Annotated in this window: 19 protein-coding genes; 8 read left to right on the forward strand and 11 right to left on the reverse strand. The window is 35.9% G+C overall.

Going from position 1 to position 17,511, the window contains the following annotated elements; all coding sequences use genetic code 11:
• Positions 1-41 precede the first annotated feature (41 nt).
• Entirely contained in the window at positions 42-416 is a 375-nt protein-coding gene (locus MKY81_RS15035) for a nucleotide excision repair endonuclease (RefSeq protein ID WP_066229550.1), read from the forward strand.
• 236 nt (positions 417-652) lie between these two features.
• Here the strand turns inward: MKY81_RS15035 and MKY81_RS15040 are convergent, their stop codons facing one another.
• A complete protein-coding gene (locus tag MKY81_RS15040) occupies positions 653-853 on the reverse strand; it encodes a hypothetical protein (RefSeq protein ID WP_084347529.1) in 201 nt (66 codons plus the stop codon).
• Between the two features lie 174 nt (positions 854-1,027).
• The gene (locus MKY81_RS15045) at positions 1,028-1,111 is read right to left on the reverse strand and encodes a YjcZ family sporulation protein (protein ID WP_162492896.1); all 84 of its coding nucleotides are present in this window, start codon (positions 1,109-1,111) and stop codon (positions 1,028-1,030) included.
• Positions 1,112-1,445: 334 nt separating this feature from the next.
• On the opposite strand from MKY81_RS15045, the gene ilvA reads away from it, so the two are divergent.
• Positions 1,446-2,714 (forward strand): threonine ammonia-lyase IlvA, encoded by a 1,269-nt coding sequence (gene ilvA, locus MKY81_RS15050; protein ID WP_066229547.1) that lies wholly within the window; start codon positions 1,446-1,448, stop codon positions 2,712-2,714.
• A 152-nt stretch (positions 2,715-2,866) separates the two neighbouring features.
• Here ilvA and MKY81_RS15055 read toward each other — a convergent pair whose 3' ends face one another.
• The 4 genes from MKY81_RS15055 to MKY81_RS15070 form a co-directional block, all read right to left on the reverse strand.
• Complete coding sequence (locus MKY81_RS15055) at positions 2,867-3,877, reverse strand: fatty acid desaturase (RefSeq protein ID WP_066229544.1); 1,011 nt, start codon at positions 3,875-3,877, stop codon at positions 2,867-2,869.
• Positions 3,878-3,946: 69 nt separating this feature from the next.
• A complete protein-coding gene (locus tag MKY81_RS15060; RefSeq protein WP_341118194.1) occupies positions 3,947-4,582 on the reverse strand; it encodes a hypothetical protein in 636 nt (211 codons plus the stop codon).
• A 13-nt stretch (positions 4,583-4,595) separates the two neighbouring features.
• Positions 4,596-4,994, reverse strand: coding sequence for a permease prefix domain 1-containing protein (locus MKY81_RS15065; RefSeq protein ID WP_066229538.1), 399 nt, complete (start codon positions 4,992-4,994; stop codon positions 4,596-4,598).
• Positions 4,982-5,320 carry a PadR family transcriptional regulator gene (locus MKY81_RS15070; RefSeq protein ID WP_341118196.1) on the reverse strand — a complete coding sequence of 113 codons (339 nt, stop codon included), beginning with the start codon at positions 5,318-5,320 and terminating at the stop codon, positions 4,982-4,984. The genes MKY81_RS15065 and MKY81_RS15070 overlap by 13 nt, the downstream gene beginning before the upstream one ends.
• Before the next feature lie 288 nt (positions 5,321-5,608).
• Between MKY81_RS15070 and MKY81_RS15075 the strand changes: the two genes are divergently transcribed.
• The gene (locus MKY81_RS15075) at positions 5,609-6,475 is read left to right on the forward strand and encodes a polysaccharide deacetylase family protein (protein WP_445663931.1); all 867 of its coding nucleotides are present in this window, start codon (positions 5,609-5,611) and stop codon (positions 6,473-6,475) included.
• Positions 6,476-6,559: 84 nt separating this feature from the next.
• Here MKY81_RS15075 and MKY81_RS15080 read toward each other — a convergent pair whose 3' ends face one another.
• The 4 genes from MKY81_RS15080 to MKY81_RS15095 form a co-directional block, all read right to left on the reverse strand.
• Positions 6,560-6,781 (reverse strand): hypothetical protein, encoded by a 222-nt coding sequence (locus MKY81_RS15080; protein WP_107920262.1) that lies wholly within the window; start codon positions 6,779-6,781, stop codon positions 6,560-6,562.
• A 111-nt stretch (positions 6,782-6,892) separates the two neighbouring features.
• Positions 6,893-8,242 carry a sodium-dependent transporter gene (locus tag MKY81_RS15085; RefSeq protein WP_341118198.1) on the reverse strand — a complete coding sequence of 450 codons (1,350 nt, stop codon included), beginning with the start codon at positions 8,240-8,242 and terminating at the stop codon, positions 6,893-6,895.
• An 88-nt stretch (positions 8,243-8,330) separates the two neighbouring features.
• Positions 8,331-9,449 carry an NAD(P)/FAD-dependent oxidoreductase gene (locus MKY81_RS15090; RefSeq protein ID WP_341118200.1) on the reverse strand — a complete coding sequence of 373 codons (1,119 nt, stop codon included), beginning with the start codon at positions 9,447-9,449 and terminating at the stop codon, positions 8,331-8,333.
• Between the two features lie 40 nt (positions 9,450-9,489).
• Positions 9,490-10,278 (reverse strand): Cof-type HAD-IIB family hydrolase, encoded by a 789-nt coding sequence (locus tag MKY81_RS15095; protein WP_107920265.1) that lies wholly within the window; start codon positions 10,276-10,278, stop codon positions 9,490-9,492.
• Positions 10,279-10,509: 231 nt separating this feature from the next.
• Here MKY81_RS15095 and MKY81_RS15100 point away from each other — a divergent pair, with 231 nt between their 5' ends.
• Both MKY81_RS15100 and MKY81_RS15105 read left to right on the forward strand, forming a co-directional pair.
• Positions 10,510-11,715, forward strand: a complete 1,206-nt coding sequence (locus MKY81_RS15100) for an MFS transporter (protein WP_066229516.1) — start codon at positions 10,510-10,512, stop codon at positions 11,713-11,715.
• Between the two features lie 147 nt (positions 11,716-11,862).
• Positions 11,863-13,359: an amidase gene (locus tag MKY81_RS15105; protein WP_341118205.1), complete on the forward strand. Its 1,497-nt coding sequence runs from the start codon at positions 11,863-11,865 to the stop codon at positions 13,357-13,359.
• 76 nt (positions 13,360-13,435) lie between these two features.
• Here the strand turns inward: MKY81_RS15105 and MKY81_RS15110 are convergent, their stop codons facing one another.
• Positions 13,436-14,497 (reverse strand): permease, encoded by a 1,062-nt coding sequence (locus MKY81_RS15110; RefSeq protein ID WP_341118207.1) that lies wholly within the window; start codon positions 14,495-14,497, stop codon positions 13,436-13,438.
• A 175-nt stretch (positions 14,498-14,672) separates the two neighbouring features.
• Here MKY81_RS15110 and selD point away from each other — a divergent pair, with 175 nt between their 5' ends.
• From selD to MKY81_RS15125, 3 genes are all read left to right on the forward strand, one after another.
• Positions 14,673-15,716, forward strand: a complete 1,044-nt coding sequence (gene selD, locus MKY81_RS15115; RefSeq protein ID WP_341118209.1) for a selenide, water dikinase SelD — start codon at positions 14,673-14,675, stop codon at positions 15,714-15,716.
• Between the two features lie 30 nt (positions 15,717-15,746).
• Entirely contained in the window at positions 15,747-16,784 is a 1,038-nt protein-coding gene (mnmH, locus tag MKY81_RS15120) for a tRNA 2-selenouridine(34) synthase MnmH (RefSeq protein WP_341118211.1), read from the forward strand.
• 261 nt (positions 16,785-17,045) lie between these two features.
• Positions 17,046-17,144 carry a putative holin-like toxin gene (locus tag MKY81_RS15125; protein WP_219909935.1) on the forward strand — a complete coding sequence of 33 codons (99 nt, stop codon included), beginning with the start codon at positions 17,046-17,048 and terminating at the stop codon, positions 17,142-17,144.
• The last annotated feature ends 367 nt before the right edge of the window (positions 17,145-17,511 follow it).

Genomic DNA, 17,511 nt, shown 5'->3' on the forward strand with positions numbered 1-17,511 from the left:
TGCTATAATGAATATTCAATTCAAAATGGGAAGTGACATTAATGATAAAAATCGATATACCTAAAGCTGATGTAATTATTACGAAAAAGAAACCACTAGAGGATGTAAAAGATCATAAAATCAGTAGTGAATACGGTTTTACAGATTTTCGACAAATTTCAAGAGAAAAAGGTGGAATCATCCTTTTTTATAACAGTAAAGACGAACTTTTATTTGTCGGAAAAGCTAGAAAGCTCCGTCAAAGGGTAACAAAGCATTTTGATGATAATGTATCTGCGATTAAAAAACATCGAGATGAAGTACAAAAAATCGCTGTTATCTATGTCGAAGATCCAATGGAACGTGAAATATACGAAACGTATATTATTAATAAAGAACAAGCGAAATATAATATAGATAAAGTTTTTTATAAATAATTTTTAAAGAAAAAACCTAAAATCCTTTCTAGGTATTATGTAAACAAATAAAGCCACCTTAAAAGTAGTGGCTTTATTTGTTAGTAAGTTTACTTCGTATAAACATTTTTTCCTAGAAGGCTTAATAAATTTTTTATTCTAGATTAACAAATAAGGAGCTTACATATAAATGTAGTCATTGTTTTTTGGTGTTAGGAAATATTATCAAAAAGTATAAAATATTTTAACCTTTAAATTTACCAACAACAACGTCTAGGGTATCCTGGATCAACAACTACATTTCTTGTTACTGGTCGATAAATGTGACGTGGAACATTCACTATATTTTGGCGATTTATATGCACGACAGGATGAATATATGGAACGATCCTTGGAGTGTAAAAATCTCGCACCACATATCTTGGAGGACAATGAATGGGTCTACCATGAAAAGACATGTAATCACCTCCAATGTAAATAAAATATTTATGGCAATTATAATACTTAAAAAGATAAACAATACTTAACAAAACGAACAATTCATACAAGCGATTTATCAGATATTCCTTATAACAAAACTGCTTTATCAAAATCCGGTTATCTCTATTACTCACCTTTGGTATCTGCGGTTATTAATAACCATAACCGCCTCCCATATAAGAAGTACCCACAATGATAAGAAGAATAAACAACACTACGATCAAAGCAAAGCCCATTCCGGCTCCGTCCATACTTAACACCCCTTCTGAATAAATTAGATCATATTTAAGATATCCACTTTTAAATTATGTAAATTAGAACAGTTTCGAGTGGACAAATGTGTAAAAGTAATAGAAAATCGGCAATTTGTCTATGTGATTTATCCCTTAACTAGAATCCCGTAAATCAGTAAACGAATTATTAAGGTAAGCATTCTTTAGCGTTGTTTTTTAATTTTAAAAAATGATAACGCTTTCATCTGAATATTTAGATAATTTGTATTTAATTTCTTGATTTAAAGTGCTATAATGTAAAAATTATAGGAAAATTCTGCAGAAGGAAGGTAAAAGGATGAGTCAAGAAATGGTGAAAGCAAAAACAGTACAAGTGGAAGACATTCTCATTGCGTATCAACAGCTAAAAGATATTGTGGCGCATACACCATTACAAAAAAATGAACGATTATCAGAAAAGTATCAATGTAATGTGTACTTAAAAAGAGAAGACTTACAATTTGTTCGTTCATTTAAACTTAGAGGTGCCTATTATAAGATCAAATCGATTGAAAATGTTGCGCGGGAAAAAGGCGTGATTTGCGCAAGTGCTGGGAATCATGCCCAAGGAGTAGCCTATACATGTCGTGATTTAGGTATACATGGAAAAATTTTTATGCCGCAAACGACTCCTAAACAAAAAATTGACCAAGTGAAAATGTTTGGTCGAGAATTTGTTGAAGTGGTTCTTACCGGGGATACATTTGATGATTCATCAGCAAGTGCCTATGAATGTGCGGATCGAGAAGGAAGGGTATTTATTCATCCTTTTGATGACGAAAATGTCATTGCCGGTCAAGGAACGGTTGCTGTCGAAATTTTAAATGATGTGGAAGAAGCACCTGATTATGTTTTCGCCAGTATCGGCGGGGGAGGATTAATGTCCGGAATTAGTACATACATAAAAAGTGTCACTCCTTTAACAAAGCTGATTGGAGTGGAACCTAGTGGGGCTTCAAGCATGAAGGCATCCATCCAAAATGGGTCTGTACATACACTTTCCCATATCGATAAATTTGTTGATGGTGCCGCGGTAAAGTGTGTAGGTCAAAAAACCTTTGAAATCTGTAATCGATTAGTAGATGATATTATTCCTGTTCCGGAAGGGAAGGTTTGTACATCCATTTTAGAATTATATAATGAACATGCGATCGTAGCCGAACCAGCAGGGGCACTGCCAATTGCCGCACTTGATTATTATAAAGAGCAAATCAAAGGGAAATCCATCGTTTGTGTCATTAGTGGAGGAAATAACGATATTGGCAGAATGCAAGAAATCAAAGAAAAATCGCTCATTCATGAAGGCTTACTCTATTACTTTATCGTGGACTTTCCACAAAGGGCAGGAGCACTGCGGGAATTTTTAGATAATGTTCTAGGACCGGACGATGATATAACAACATTCGAATACACGAAAAAGAACAATAAAGAAAGCGGCCCAGGACTCGTCGGCATCGAATTAAAACGAAGCCAAGACTACCAATCCCTCATCGAACGAATGAAGAAAAAAGGCTTCCCATTCACCGAACTAAACAAAGACAGCAGCCTTTTCCATCTACTAATTTAGGTGTTACTTAGGTGTCAGGCACCGAGTTTGGACATTTGTCTTCCACAGAAGGACTTTTTCGAGGATTTTGAAGTAATATTATGAAAAAAGTAGGCTGACCGATTTGTTTTTTACAAATTGGTCAGCCTACTAATTTATTAATATATTAAATGTTATCCGCGAATAAAGCGGTGGATTTCGCGGTTTCCGATGAATCTTTTGGATTTTTCATCCCATAGTTTAAAGGTAAGGGACTTCAAACTTGTCCATAACGTTAATGTCGGTACATCTTGAAGACTTGGATCACTTTTATGGGCTTTTTCAAGATAATAATTTGGTACACGAGAATTTAGATGGTGCACATGGTGAAATCCAATATTCCCTGAGAACCATTGTAAAAGTTTCGGAAGTTTATAATAGGAGCTTCCTTTAAGGGCTGCTTCAACATAGTCCCAGTTTTCACCACTTTCGAAGTATCCATCCTCAAATTGATGCTGTACATAGAATAACCAAACGCCTCCAAATGAAGCAATATAAAATATAGGTAATTCCACTAATAAAAAAGCTTTCCATCCTAGTGTAAATCCAAGAACTAGCACAACAAAAAGTAAAACAATATTTGTCATCCACACATGCCTTTTTTCTTTTTTCGTAGCTTTCTTTCTATTAAAACGGTACGAGATTAAAAAGAGATACAACGGTCCGATGATGAACATAATGAATGGATTTCTATAGATGCGATACCATACCCGTTTAAGAACTGAAGCTCCCGCATATTCTTGTAATGTCATTGTCCATACATCTCCGTCACCACGTTTATCCAAATGTCCATTCGTTGCGTGATGGAGGGAATGACTATGTTTCCATTGTTCATATGAACAAAATGTAAACAATCCCGTAACTATTCCAACAATTTCATTCGCTCTGCGATTTTTGAAAAAGGAATAATGTGTACAATCATGAAAAATGATAAATGTGCGAACTAAAAATCCAGCTGCCGGAATAGCACATAAAAGTGTCAGCCAAAAGGATATATTTAGACTAAAATATGCTAACACCCACAAAATAAGGAATGGACCAACCGATGTAACCACCTGCCCAACACTGGTCGATAACCTCGGCCGTTCAAATGACGCTAATTTTTTCTTCCAATCACGTAGACTATTTTTTGAATGCTTTCCCATAGAAACACCTTCCTTAATAAATGATTTTAGGTTCTTTGCTTCACTTTTTATCAGACGATAATTTTAATATTACTTTGTGCGAAAACGGTAATAGTAATGATACATACTTAATGGCCACCACAGTGTTACAAATGTCGGATAAACAGCCCATATTTCATGCGGGGAGGAAACCATATTTACTGTTATAAAAAATAAAATGATTAACACGCTCGCCGAAATGGAAAATTTAAAGTAGTCTTTCTCTTTTGTGTAGTATAATGCCATAGGCCACCATAAGACTGCAAAGATTGGATAAATGGCCCACGGGTAACCAGGCGATATTATTATGTTTAAAAATGAATAGTAGACAATCGTAACGATACTTGCCACAATTCCTAATGAGACTGTAGTTCTTTTCTTTTCTAAAAGCATAAGAAGCGGCCACCAAATAATTGGATACCATACATATAATATCCACGGATGTTCAGGACTGTGAAGATAATTAATCGCAAGCAAAAAGAAAATAATTAAAGTACTCACAATAACCGAGTGGATTTTATAGTTTCCATATTTAAAAGATTGCATGCTTAACGGCCAAAGCAATAGAAAGAAAGAAGGATAAATAAACCAAAGGTAATTAGGGCTGGTTAAGAAATTAACAATAATAAAAAATAAAATACTAATGATGCTTCCTAACCAAGCAGAAATCACATCCTGTTTGCGCATGTTTTTGTCTCCCTTATTTTTGACGTAACCATCTATAGAACATACTTAACGGCCACCAAAGGACACCGAATGTAGGATAGACAAACCAAATCGTATTTGGAGTATAGTAAAAATTGATAAAAATAAATAAAGCAATGATTAGGATGCTTCCCCAAATCGAAAAACCAAGGTCTAATTTAGACATATTTTTCTTTACTGGTTTATTGATACCTAGTTCCTTTTCAATTTCATCAATATCTCCAAACTCAATAATGGCTTTATTAACCGCATCCTCCTCTTCTTTGCCTTGTGCCATAAGATCGTATACCTTTTCTTCGAGGTTATCCAAAATTTCCTGTTTGACGAGTTCTTTCTGTTCACTATCAGGAATTTTTTTGAATAACTCATCCACATGGTCTTTTATTTTTCGCACTGTAATCCCTCCAAAAATAGATCGACAATTTCCTTTGTTTCCTGCCACTCTTTTACCGTTTCCTTTAAAAATGCCTTTCCTAACGTTGTAATTCGGTAATACTTTCTTTTTCCTCCATGAGTAATCGAACCTGTATAAGATTCAATTAGTTCTCTCTTTTCTAATCTTTGAAAGACCGCGTAAAGGGTCGCTTCTTTAATTTGAAATCGATTTTCGGTACGTAGACTGATTTGTTTAGATATTTCATATCCGTATTGATCTTTTTCCAAAATCAAACAGAGAATGATCGAATCTAAATGTCCACGGATAATGTCACTTCTAATCATAAGTCACCTTCCGCAATAATGATTATTCTATCTGATAGAGTAATACTACAGTAAATTACTCTATCTGTCAAAGTAAAATATGAATAAATTAAAAATAAAATTTTAAATATTAAAAACTGCTAATTTATAACAGTTGACAATGGGAATAATTGAGGGTTGTCCTTGAAAAACTATACCTATAAAAGCATTGTATTTTAGAATTGTTAGTAATTTTTACTCACTTTTTTATTTCACAAAAATTACTTTCATGTATAATAGATTGGTAGATAGTGAGAAAGTGGGAGAATTATGAAGAAATATAGCGTGTTATTTGTCTTTATGTTACTAATTGTCGTTTTATCTGGTTGTACAATGAAGGCAGAGGCGGAAATACCAAAGAAAGATGTAAAGCAAACACCGATAACAAATGAAAAGCCGAAAGTCGAGGATGTAGAAATTCCTGAAACAGTTGATTCTCAAGAAATAGATACGTCTACTTGGATTGATGTAGATGCACCTGCTCGTATCCCTATCCTTATGTATCATAGTATTTCTTCAGGAAATAGTTTACGTGTGCCGCGGGAAGAATTTAGAGAACATATGAAATGGCTCCATGATAATGGATATTACACTCTTACACCGGAGGAGGCGTACATCGTATTAACCGAAAATAAAAAACCAAGCGAAAAAACGGTTTTTATTACATTTGATGATGGATACGAGGATAATTACATAGATGCATATCCGATCTTAAAAGAATATGGTTTAAAAGCAACAATCTTTATGATTGGAAAATACATTGATAAAAAAAATCACTTAACTGAAGCGCAAATGAAAGAAATGAATCAAAATGGTATATCGATCGAAAGCCATACATTTAATCACTTAGAATTACCTCGTTTATCAGACTCACAACAATTAGATGATCTAACTCGTTCGAAACAATTATTTGATCAATTATTGGACCAAGAAACAAGTATTATCTGTTATCCTGTAGGTCGCTATAATGAAGTAACAAAAACGTATGCAGAACAGTCAGGGTATAAAATGGGGGTGACAACTGAACCGGGAGCGGCGTCTAGTGAGCAGGGGATGTATACACTTCATCGTATTCGTATTACGCCTGGGATGTCCACTCAATGGTTTGGTCAATTAGTGGAGAACGGCAACCATTAAAATTAAATCTATAGAATTTGATAATGATAAAAACAAAAAAGGCAGCCTCTCAAAACTACTTAATGAGAGACTGCCTCGTTTCATTTATGAGGTTTTATCGAATCGAAGATTATCACTAACAGTTCGAATGCGGACATTTTTAATGGTGCCTGACACCATTTTTCCACAAATTAGGCATTGAGCTTTCAACCCTTTGAAAACGTTTACATTAAATCCGTTTAAATTCCCATGTGTGAATGGTGAAGGAAACCAAGTTTTACAATTTGGATTGGTACAACGTATTTCTAATACTTTATTTGTATGCATCACATCAACCCCCTTAACAAATTATATTCGCCATCGGAGTTAAGTTTCCTTTTTAAATATACAAAAAAAACGGACTTCCTAACAGAAAGTCCAGTTACAATTGTCATTAAATTAATCTCCAAAAAAGCCAATTAAACTTAAAAATACGAGAATAATGGTTATAGGAACAACCCATTTCATTAGTATTCTCCAAGAATTGTACCAGGTTGAGGAAAGGGAATTACCTAATGAAAATTCTTGTTTAACAAGCGAGCGATCCATTCGATAAATGATAAATAGAGCAATGAGCATACTACCAATCGGTAGCAAAATATTACTTACAAGATAATCAGTAGCATCGAAAACCGTTTTATCAAATAATTTACTATTCTTCAATGGACCGAAAGATAGTGCGGCAGGTATGCCAGCAAGGAATACAATTAAACCGGAAATCCATGAAACTTTATTCCTTGAATGTTTTCCATTTGAAGTAAAGGCGGCAACAATGATTTCTAATAAACTAAATGATGACGTTAAGGTTGCAAATAAAAATAAAATTAAAAACAAACATAAAAATAATTGGCCTAATGGCATTTGTGAAAAAACTGTTGGCAATACGATGAATAGTAGGCCCGGTCCTTCAGTTGGCTCTAATCCAAAAGCGAAAACAACCGGAAAAATGGCTAAACCTGCAAGTAAAGAGACAAAAATATTCATCCATACAACAGAAGTAGCTGATGCTGGTATGCTCACATCCTTTTTTAAATATGAGCTATATGTGACCATACAGGAGAATCCAACAGCTAATGAGAAAAAAGATTGACCAAGTGCATATAGAACAGCTTCACCTGTTATTTTTGAAAAATCAGGATTTAAAAAAAAGCGAATTCCTTCCAATGCCCCGTCTAATGTGACTGATCGAACGACAAGGACAATAAAAAAGATAAAAAGGATAGGCATCATATATTTATTTGCTTTCTCTATTCCATTCTGAATTCCGTTCGAAATGACGAAAACATTAATTAAAATAAAGAGAGCTAATCCACCAATAGAAATTAGTGGACTACTTGTAATCATTCCAAAGAGATCCGGGTACTTCGTTCCTTCTTCAATAATCTTTCCCGGAATAGATAATCCACTATAAATGATGATCCAGCCACCGACAACACTATAAAACGATAATAATAAGAAACAGCCAAGGACACCGATTCTGCCAACCCATTTCCATGGGCTTCCAGGTGCCAGCACTTTATACGCACTAATTGCTTCTTTACCTGATCCACGTCCAATGATGAATTCAGAAATAAGAAGGGGGAGTCCAATAATTAATGTAAAAATAACAAAGATGAGAAAAAAAGCTCCGCCCCCACTCATTCCAGTTACATAAGGAAATTTCCATATCGCACCTAATCCTATCGCAGCACCAGCAGAGGATAAAATAAAACCAAGTTTTGAAGACCATTGTTGTTTTTCTTGAGTCATTTGAAACTCCTTTCTTATTGAATATGCATTACCATCCCTTGAAATATATATGAAAAACGTTTGCTAGTTATCCTTAAGATAGGATAGGCTATTTGCAAACCGCACTTGCCACATCATAATGACTAAGTTCAATATCTAGTTCCTTACCAAGTGCTAACTTAGCTAATTGCAAGCCAATAAAAGGTCCCATCGTTAAACCGGATGCACCGAGACCGTTGGCAACGAGAATTCCGGAAAACCCTGGAAGAGGTCCAATGACAGGTAAAAAGTCGGGGGTGAATGGTCGAAAACCGACCCGTGTTTCCAGTATTGAACAATCTGCAAGCCCAGGTGCAATTTGTAAAGCTTTATTTAAAATCTCATAACACCCTCCGGCAGTAACACGTGTATCAAACCCTACATTATTTTCATGGGTTGCCCCGATAACAATTCGTTGATCTTCGAAAGAAAGTATGTATTGATCAGAAGGAGGGATCACGACCGGCCAATTACTTGTACTTTCATTAGGAATTTGTAGATGCATGATTTGTGCTTTTTGTGATGTAACTTGAAACTGTATACCAAGTGGTTCGATGATTTGATTTGCCCATGCTCCTGCTGTGACGATTACTTTATTTGCAGTAATTTCTTTTTTATCGACAATAACTCCCGTAACTTCTTTCTCTTTACATAGTAAACTAGCATTGCCGGATATAATTACTGCCCCATGTTTAGTGGCCCCTCTTAGCAATGCATAACGTAATGCTCGTCCATTGACCCTTGCAGCGCCACTAACATGAACGGAACTGTAGCCGTCAGCAAGAGGAGGGAATAATGCTTTTGTTTGCTCATGATTAAGTACTGTTATTTCACCGATTTCTGGTGCATCTACTTTTCTTTTTATCGCACGCTTTTCCATCGCAGATAATTTTTCTGTGTCTGTGTGGATGCTAATAGCCCCAACTCGTGCATAACCAGTATCAGTTTCTCCATCTCTCTCTAAACTCGCAATTAAGGTAGGATAGTATTTTGCTCCACCTTTAGCAAGCTTATACCATGCCTTATTTCTCCGCTGGGAAAGCCAAGGACAAACAATGCCAGCGGCAGCGTCTGTTGCCTGACCTTCATCGTTCTTATCAATGACAATCACTTCAGTGCCCGCTTTTGCTAAATGGTAAGCGGTCGAAGCTCCTAAAATTCCTGCGCCAACTATGATAATTTTCTCCATTTTACTTATCCTTTTCTCTTAAACTTTTCAAATAATAGGGCTATCTTAGTATACCAAGCGTTTTTAACCCATTGTATATTCCCGAATTAGTTACTTCAGTCGTTCTATGCTTTGCATAGGCAAAAAGATTCGGATCAGCATTCCCCATTGCAAAACCTTCACCAACAACCGATAACATTTCTTTATCATTCATGCCATCACCAAAGGCGATCGCAGATTCCTTATCTATATTCAAATATTCCAGTATTTGAGTAACAGCAAATCCCTTATTAACAGTATCTCGAATGACATCAAAACAATGATTTAATCCATTTACATTTACACGTGACAAATGTAAATTATCTACTTTTTCATAAAGAAGGGGATCATTTTCACTCAACTTTATTAATGTGATGCCAAGTATTGGATCAAGATTTTCTGAAGAATATCGCTCGTTTTTATTCATATGAAAAATTTTCATAAACTTTTGTACTTCAGGGTCTTCCATTGATGTGAAAAGATTCTTTTTATTCGTATACAGAACCATTTCGTTTCCTTGTTCTTCCGCAATTGTTAAAAAGCGGTTTACGGTACTCGTTTTCATTGGTTCTTTTAATACGTCTTTTCCTTTATGTATTGCATATGCACCGTTATAGCCAATGTACGAATCAATATGTAATTCTTTTGCAATATCCGAAATCTCATGTAACGGACGCCCTGTTGCAAGAAATACCTCGATATCCTTTTGTTGAGCTTCCGCAATCGCTGTTTTCGTTGAGTTCTCAATTTGATCATCTGGTCTTAGCACTGTTCCATCAATATCTAAAAAAATAATTTTGTAATCAGACATCTCACGGCTCCATCTCTTTATTTTCGTCAATTCCTACATGCATTTTATCATAAAAATAGAGCAAATAGAAAAGATTCTCTGTCACTGGAACGGAGTGAAGCAATAAATGATGAATAAAAAAGGTGGTGACAAGTGTAAAGACACATGTTAATATTTATGTGGATTTACCGATTTTATGTAGATAGAATAAAAGGGGTAAACTACTATTAATATGGAAAACCGGAGGACAAAATGGTAAGTAAAAATGAGATTTCTAACAAAAAACTACTAGGGATTGCCGGATTAGGATGGATGTTTGATGCGATGGATGTGGGAATGCTCTCATTTATTATCGCTGCTTTGAAGGTGGATTGGGATTTAACCGTCGGGCAGATGGGATGGATTGGGAGTATCAATTCTATCGGTATGGCTGTGGGTGCTTTTCTTTTCGGATTACTAGCGGATCGAATTGGACGAAAGCATGTTTTTATTATTACATTATTATTATTTTCGTTAGGGAGCGGAGCATCAGCATTCACAACCTCTTTTTCGATTTTTTTAATTTTACGCTTTCTTATTGGAATGGGGCTTGGGGGAGAACTGCCAGTTGCTTCAACACTTGTATCAGAAAGTGTACCTACTGAAAAACGAGGAAGAATTGTCGTATTATTAGAAAGTTTTTGGGCCTTTGGCTGGTTGATTGCTGCCATTATTTCTTATTTTGTCATTCCGCACTTTGGCTGGCAAATTGCTTTACTAATTAGTGTTATTCCCGCGTTCTATGCATTATACTTGCGACTGCACTTACCAGATTCAGATCGTTTTGTAACGATACAAAAGAAAGAACGGCCAACAATTATTCAAAGCATTACAGCGGTTTGGTCAAAAAAGTATACTCGAACAACCCTTATGTTATGGATACTTTGGTTTTGTGTAGTATTTTCATATTACGGAATGTTCCTATGGTTACCAAGTGTGATGGTAATGAAAGGTTTCAGTATGATAAAGAGTTTTGAATATGTGTTAATCATGACTCTTGCCCAATTACCGGGATATTTTACAGCAGCATGGCTTATTGAAAAAGTTGGTAGAAAATTTGTTCTTGTTGTTTATTTAATCGGTACAGCATTAAGCGCCTATTTATTTGGTACAGCCGGTACGTTATCTTTATTAATTATTTCAGGAATCCTATTATCATTTTTCAATCTTGGAGCATGGGGTGCATTATATGCCTATACGCCTGAACAATACCCAACAAAAATTAGGGGAACAGGTACAGGAATGGCTACGTCTTTTGGACGCGTCGGAGGTATTCTTGGGCCGTTATTAGTTCCGTATCTAGTTGAGCAAAATATTTCATTTACAATCATATTTACGATTTTCTGTATATCAGTATTAATTGGAGCTGCATCCGTTCTCTTTTTAGGAAAAGAAACAAGGAATGTGGAACTGCAATAATAAACTATCCGAAGCAGTGAAGTTCAAATAGAATTTGATTTCACTGCTTTATTTTTGACTGTAATTAAATGTGAGAAATAAATGATTTGTAAATTGTTAGTTTCTATTAGAAAATAATTGAAGAACTATGAATTAAGAGGTGGAGAAATGGACAAGCATTCGTATATTTCAGAAGATGGGATTGGTTTGGCTGAATTAATAAAAAAGAAAAAAGTATCGCCAAAGGAATTGGTAGAAGCGGCATATAATCGAATCGAAGAGGTAAACCCGCAATTAAATGCCGTGGTGCGTACACGTAAAGAAAAAGTGTTAGAAGAAATGGACGATTTACATATTGGGGAACAGCCTTTTGCAGGAGTTCCTATCGTTTTAAAAGATATTTCACAAGCAGTGGAAGGTGAACCACTTACATCAGGATCAAAGCTGTTTTTAGATAATATTGCAAGAAGGGACTCAAATTTTGTAGCACGACTTCGTAAAGCAGGTTTTCTATTTATCGGTCATACGAATACGCCGGAATTTGGGTTAAAAAATATAACAGAACCAGAGATCCATGGACCGACACGAAACCCATGGAATACGAATTATTCATCAGGTGGTTCAAGTGGTGGCGCGGCTGCAAGTGTAGCTGCCGGAATCGTTCCGATTGCAGGTGCAAGCGATGGCGGAGGATCAATTCGGATTCCGGCATCTTTTACAAGTCTTGTAGGTTTGAAACCGACAAGGGGACGTACACCGGTTGGCCCGGGTGTTGGCCGCCAATGGCAAGGTGCATCCATTGATTTCGTTTTATCTCGCTCCGTTCGTGACAGCGCCGCGCTTTTAGATGTTTTACAAACAGTACAGCCTGAGGCTGCATTTCAGACGCCATTATTTCCGGGTAGCTTCTTAAATGAAATCACAAAGCGAACCAACCCAAAATTTCGAATAGCTTTCACAACGGAATCACCGGTGGGAACACCAGTCTGTGAGGAAGCAAAACACGCGGTATATAAAACAGTTCAATGGCTAGAAGAACAAGGTCATATTGTGGAAGAAAAAAAGAACAATGTCGACGGCATCCGTTTAATGGAAAATTATTATATCATGAATAATGGTGAAATGGCCGGTATGGTAGATTCAATGGAAAAAGCATTAGGGAGAGCGATTACTGCAAGCGACATGGAGATCGTTTCATGGGTACTAACGGTTGCAGGTAAATCTGTTACAGCAGCGGAATTTACACAAAGTATTGCCGAGTGGGATGTAGCCGCGGCGCAAATGGCACAATTTCATGAAAGCTATGATTTATACCTGACACCGGCGACGGCTTATTCAGCTCCACAAGTAGGAGAATTAACCCATTCCGAAAAAGAAATAGCAGAGCTTTTAAAAATATCTACGCTAAATAAATTTGAACAACAAAAGCTCGTTTATGAAATGTTTGAACCAAGTCTAACTTATACACCATTTACACAATTAGCTAATCTTACTGGTCAACCAGCAATCTCCGTTCCTATCCACTTAACTGTAAATGGATTGCCATTAGGTGTTCAATTCATGGCACCAAAAGGAAGAGAAGACTGGTTATTAAGAATAGCTAGTGAAATGGAACAATCAGATATATGGGTAGGAATGAAAGGAAATCAAATATTTCATTCATAAAGTTAAAGTCCAATTCTCATAAGAATTGGACTTTAAAAATAAAAAAACCAAAAAATCGAAATATAATTGAAAAATATTATAAAACGAACTTTCCTACGACGCCGCTAATTATTCCTAATACAACAACGGATAATATCACAAAAAACAACACTTTTTTCGGAAATGATTTTGCAACCATTAATAAAGACGGTAGGCTAATCGCAGGTAATGTAACTAATAGTGCTGCGGCAGGTCCTCCGCCAAGTCCCATAGTAATAAAAGTCTGGATAATTGGAATTTCTGCAGCAGTAGGAATTACGAAAAGCATTCCCGCAATCGCAAATATAATGATTCCTATAAGGCTATTCGCCATCGAATCACTTAAATGTGGAAACAGCCAAACGCGACCAGCACCTAAAACGAGTACTGAGAGAACATAGGCAGGAACAATATATATGATCATCATCCAAATGCTTTTCATCCATCTAGAGAAAAAATGACCTCTAGGTTCATCAGAACGAATAACTTGATCCATGTCAATCGGTTGTACATCTTTTACAAATCGATTCGCTACATAACTCACACCGAAAGTTAATACGAGACCAATAATCAAACGTAATAAAGTGAATTTCCAAGACAATACAAACGTCATAAAGACGAGTGTGGCCGGATTAATCATTGGATTACCGATCCAGAACGCTAGTGCTGCTCCAACCGATACATTTTTTTTACGGAGTCCAACAGCCATAGGTGCTGCACAACATGTACACATCATCCCGGGAATCGAAGCAAGCCCCGCAACGGCAGTACTTCCGAACGAAGTTTTACCAAGCACTTTCAAAAGCCATTTTGCCGGTAGTAAGACTTGGAGTAAGGAACCTAATAAAATCCCTAATACGGCCGCTTTCCAAACGGATTGAAAATAAGCCTTTGCATAGTCCCAAGCTGTTTGCCATGTTGAGGCCCCTTTTGATTGATCACCTAAAATCGATGAACCGATTGAATGTGTATTAGCCGCTACAATTACCTTATGATAATATGGCCACCACTTCACATAAAACAATCCGGCAGCGGCGATAATGATAAAAGCAAAAGCGAGCCAAAACGTTTTTTTCTTATATGCTTGATGTGGTTGTAAAGAATGATCAAGCTGTGGCATAAAAAACAACCTCCAAATAATGGTAAAATAATAATAAAGACATTATATTATATCATAATTTATATTTTTTCGTTGAAAGATTTTTAATGAATCCCCAAATTAAATCCTAAAATATGCATTTTTTATTTTCCTGTTCTATAATTAAAGCAAAAAATAATCGAAAGGTTGTTATCATATGACAAGTACAGTAAAACTTACTTCATTATCTTCGAAAGGCGGTTGTGGTTGTAAAATCGGACCAGCTGATTTAGCTGCCGTTATTCGAACGTTGCCACCTGCTACACCAGACCCAAATTTATTAGTCGGATTAGATACTAGTGATGATGCGGGTGTTTATCGTTTAACAGACGATTTAGCTATTGTCCAAACAGTTGATTTTTTCACACCGATTGTGGATGATCCTTATTCATTTGGACAAGTAGCAGCAGCAAATGCGATCAGTGATATATATGCCATGGGAGGAACACCATTAACTGCATTAAATATTGTGGCCTTTCCAATACACACATTAGAAAAGGAAATATTAGCTGATATTCTGCGCGGGGCAGGAGATAAATTAAAAGAAGCAGGGGCAACACTTGTTGGGGGACACTCAATTGATGATAAAGAACCAAAATTTGGTTTAGCCGTAACGGGAATCGTCAATCCTGATAAAGTACGTACTAATGCAGGAGCAAAATCGGGAGATAAATTAATCTTAACAAAACCAATTGGTGTTGGGATATTAACTACTTCAATTAAACGTGATTTATTATCTGAGGAAGAAATCAACCGTGTAACAAATGTAATGACAACATTAAATAAAACTGCCGCTGAAACGATGGGGAATTATAATGTACATTCCTGTACCGATGTTACTGGATTTGGATTATTAGGACATGCGTCAGAAATGGCAAAAGGCAGTGGTGTTGGACTTCATATCCATAAAGATCAAGTACCAATGCTTCCTAGAGTTAGAGAACTAGCTGAAGCGGGAGCAGTTCCAGGTGGAACAAAAAATAACTTTGCTCACCTTGAAGGAGATGTCACTTACCCTGAAACTATGGATCAAATCGATCAATGGATCTTATGTGATGCGGTAACATCTGGCGGACTATTAATATCTGTGGCTGGTGAAGAAGCAGAAGAACTTCTCACGGATTTAATAAATGCTGGGGTAGAAGCAGCAATTATTGGTGAGGTGAACGAGGAAAATCCAGGGCATATCGTCGTATTATAGACTAGTGTGATTGGGAAAGGTGGGAACATTATGTTCCATGACATATCAATTGAAGAATTAAGAGCATTAAAAAATAACAATGAGCTAACTGTGATTGATGTTCGCTCGCAGTCTGAATATAAAGATGCAACGATTCCGGGAAGCATAAATATTCCTTTTTTTAATGATGATGAAAGAGCTGAAATTGGTACTATTTATAAACAAATAAGTCCGCAAGCTGCAAAGGAACGCGGGCTTGAAATTATGTCGGCAAAGTTGCCGGGTTTTGTAAAGGAATTTGCAAAACTAAATGGTAAAAAAGCGGTATTTTGCTGGCGTGGAGGGATGCGGAGTAAAACAACAGCAACTGTTCTTGGACTAATGGGCATCAATGTTATTCGTTTAATTGGCGGCTATCGTTCATATAGAAATTGGGTAGTAGATACACTTGAGACGTTCGAATTACGACCGAAAGCTTATATCCTAAATGGTTATACCGGTTCAGGGAAAACAACGATTCTTCATCGCCTTGATCAGGAGGGGTATCCAGTTCTGGATCTAGAAGGGTTGGCAAAACATAGAGGTTCAATATTTGGTCAAATCGGATTGGAACCAAATAATCAAAAAACATTTGATGCACAGCTTCTTGAAGAGATTCTTTCACTTAATCATTCGCCATATATCCTATTTGAAGGGGAAAGCAAAAGAATTGGAAAAGTCTCCTTACCAGATTTTTTAATCGAAAAAAAAGAGCAGGGAGTACAGTTATTTATTGAAATACCAATTGAAGAGCGGGTACGTCATATTTTAGAGGATTATCAGCCATGGAATTATGAAAAGGAATGCTTTGAAGCTTTTTCAAGAATAAAAAGACGAATCCATACACCAATTGCAAGCAAGATTGAGACAGATTTAAAATTAGGTGATTATTCTTCAGCCGTTAAATTGCTCTTAGAATATTATTATGATCCTTTATACGAACATACAGCGGAACAATATCCAGAAAAAAGTAAGATTTATATTAAAGCAAAAAATGTTGAAGAAGCTATCAAGCATATTCGCGATCAACTTAGTGTAAAATTAATATAATCTAATTGTTACTCATAAAACGGCTATAACATTATTTGTTTTAGTCGTTTTTTTGAATAAGGTATAGTATTTATTTAACAAAATTTATTATGTAAACACATTTTAATAGACCAAACATCTTATTTTAACATAAATTGTAGGTCTATGGAATTAATTTTGTAAAAATTTTCTAAAAAATTTAAAAGCTTGTGCTATAATGTTATTAGCACAGTATAGCAGGGTGGTGGTGGTTACTCCTAAATTAAAGGGGGGAGATCACTGATGGTCACATTTTACGAAGCGTTGTCACTAATGATGATGTTTGGGTCATTAATCGTTACCGTGATTACCGTTGTTATTTCTCTTACAAAAAAGAAATAACCCACCCTGCCAGGCCATGGTTTTAGGGTAGGTTCCAAGCTTTCCTTATAGGGCCACTGCACTTCCATGCAGGTATGCTGTGTAAGAACATTGGCTCCCAACCAATGTTCTTTTTTTATCTTTTCTTATTATATCCAATAAAAATATAATATTCAAACAATAACCTTTAATTGGAATTGATTGATTAGATACCTCACAAAATCGCCCCAATGTCTATTTTATATAAATTTAATCAATCTGTACATCATGACAAAAGTAGGGTTTTTTATTAGGAAAAAGCCTTCATATGATTCATCTGCATATAACATTAAGTTTAATTATATATTTTTTAAATAGAACAAAAATTCTACGTATTTTGGTAAAATAT

The sequence above is a fragment of the Heyndrickxia sp. FSL W8-0423 genome, from assembly GCF_038009395.1.
In the GTDB taxonomy this organism is placed as follows: Bacteria; Bacillota; Bacilli; order Bacillales; family Bacillaceae_C; genus Heyndrickxia; species Heyndrickxia sporothermodurans.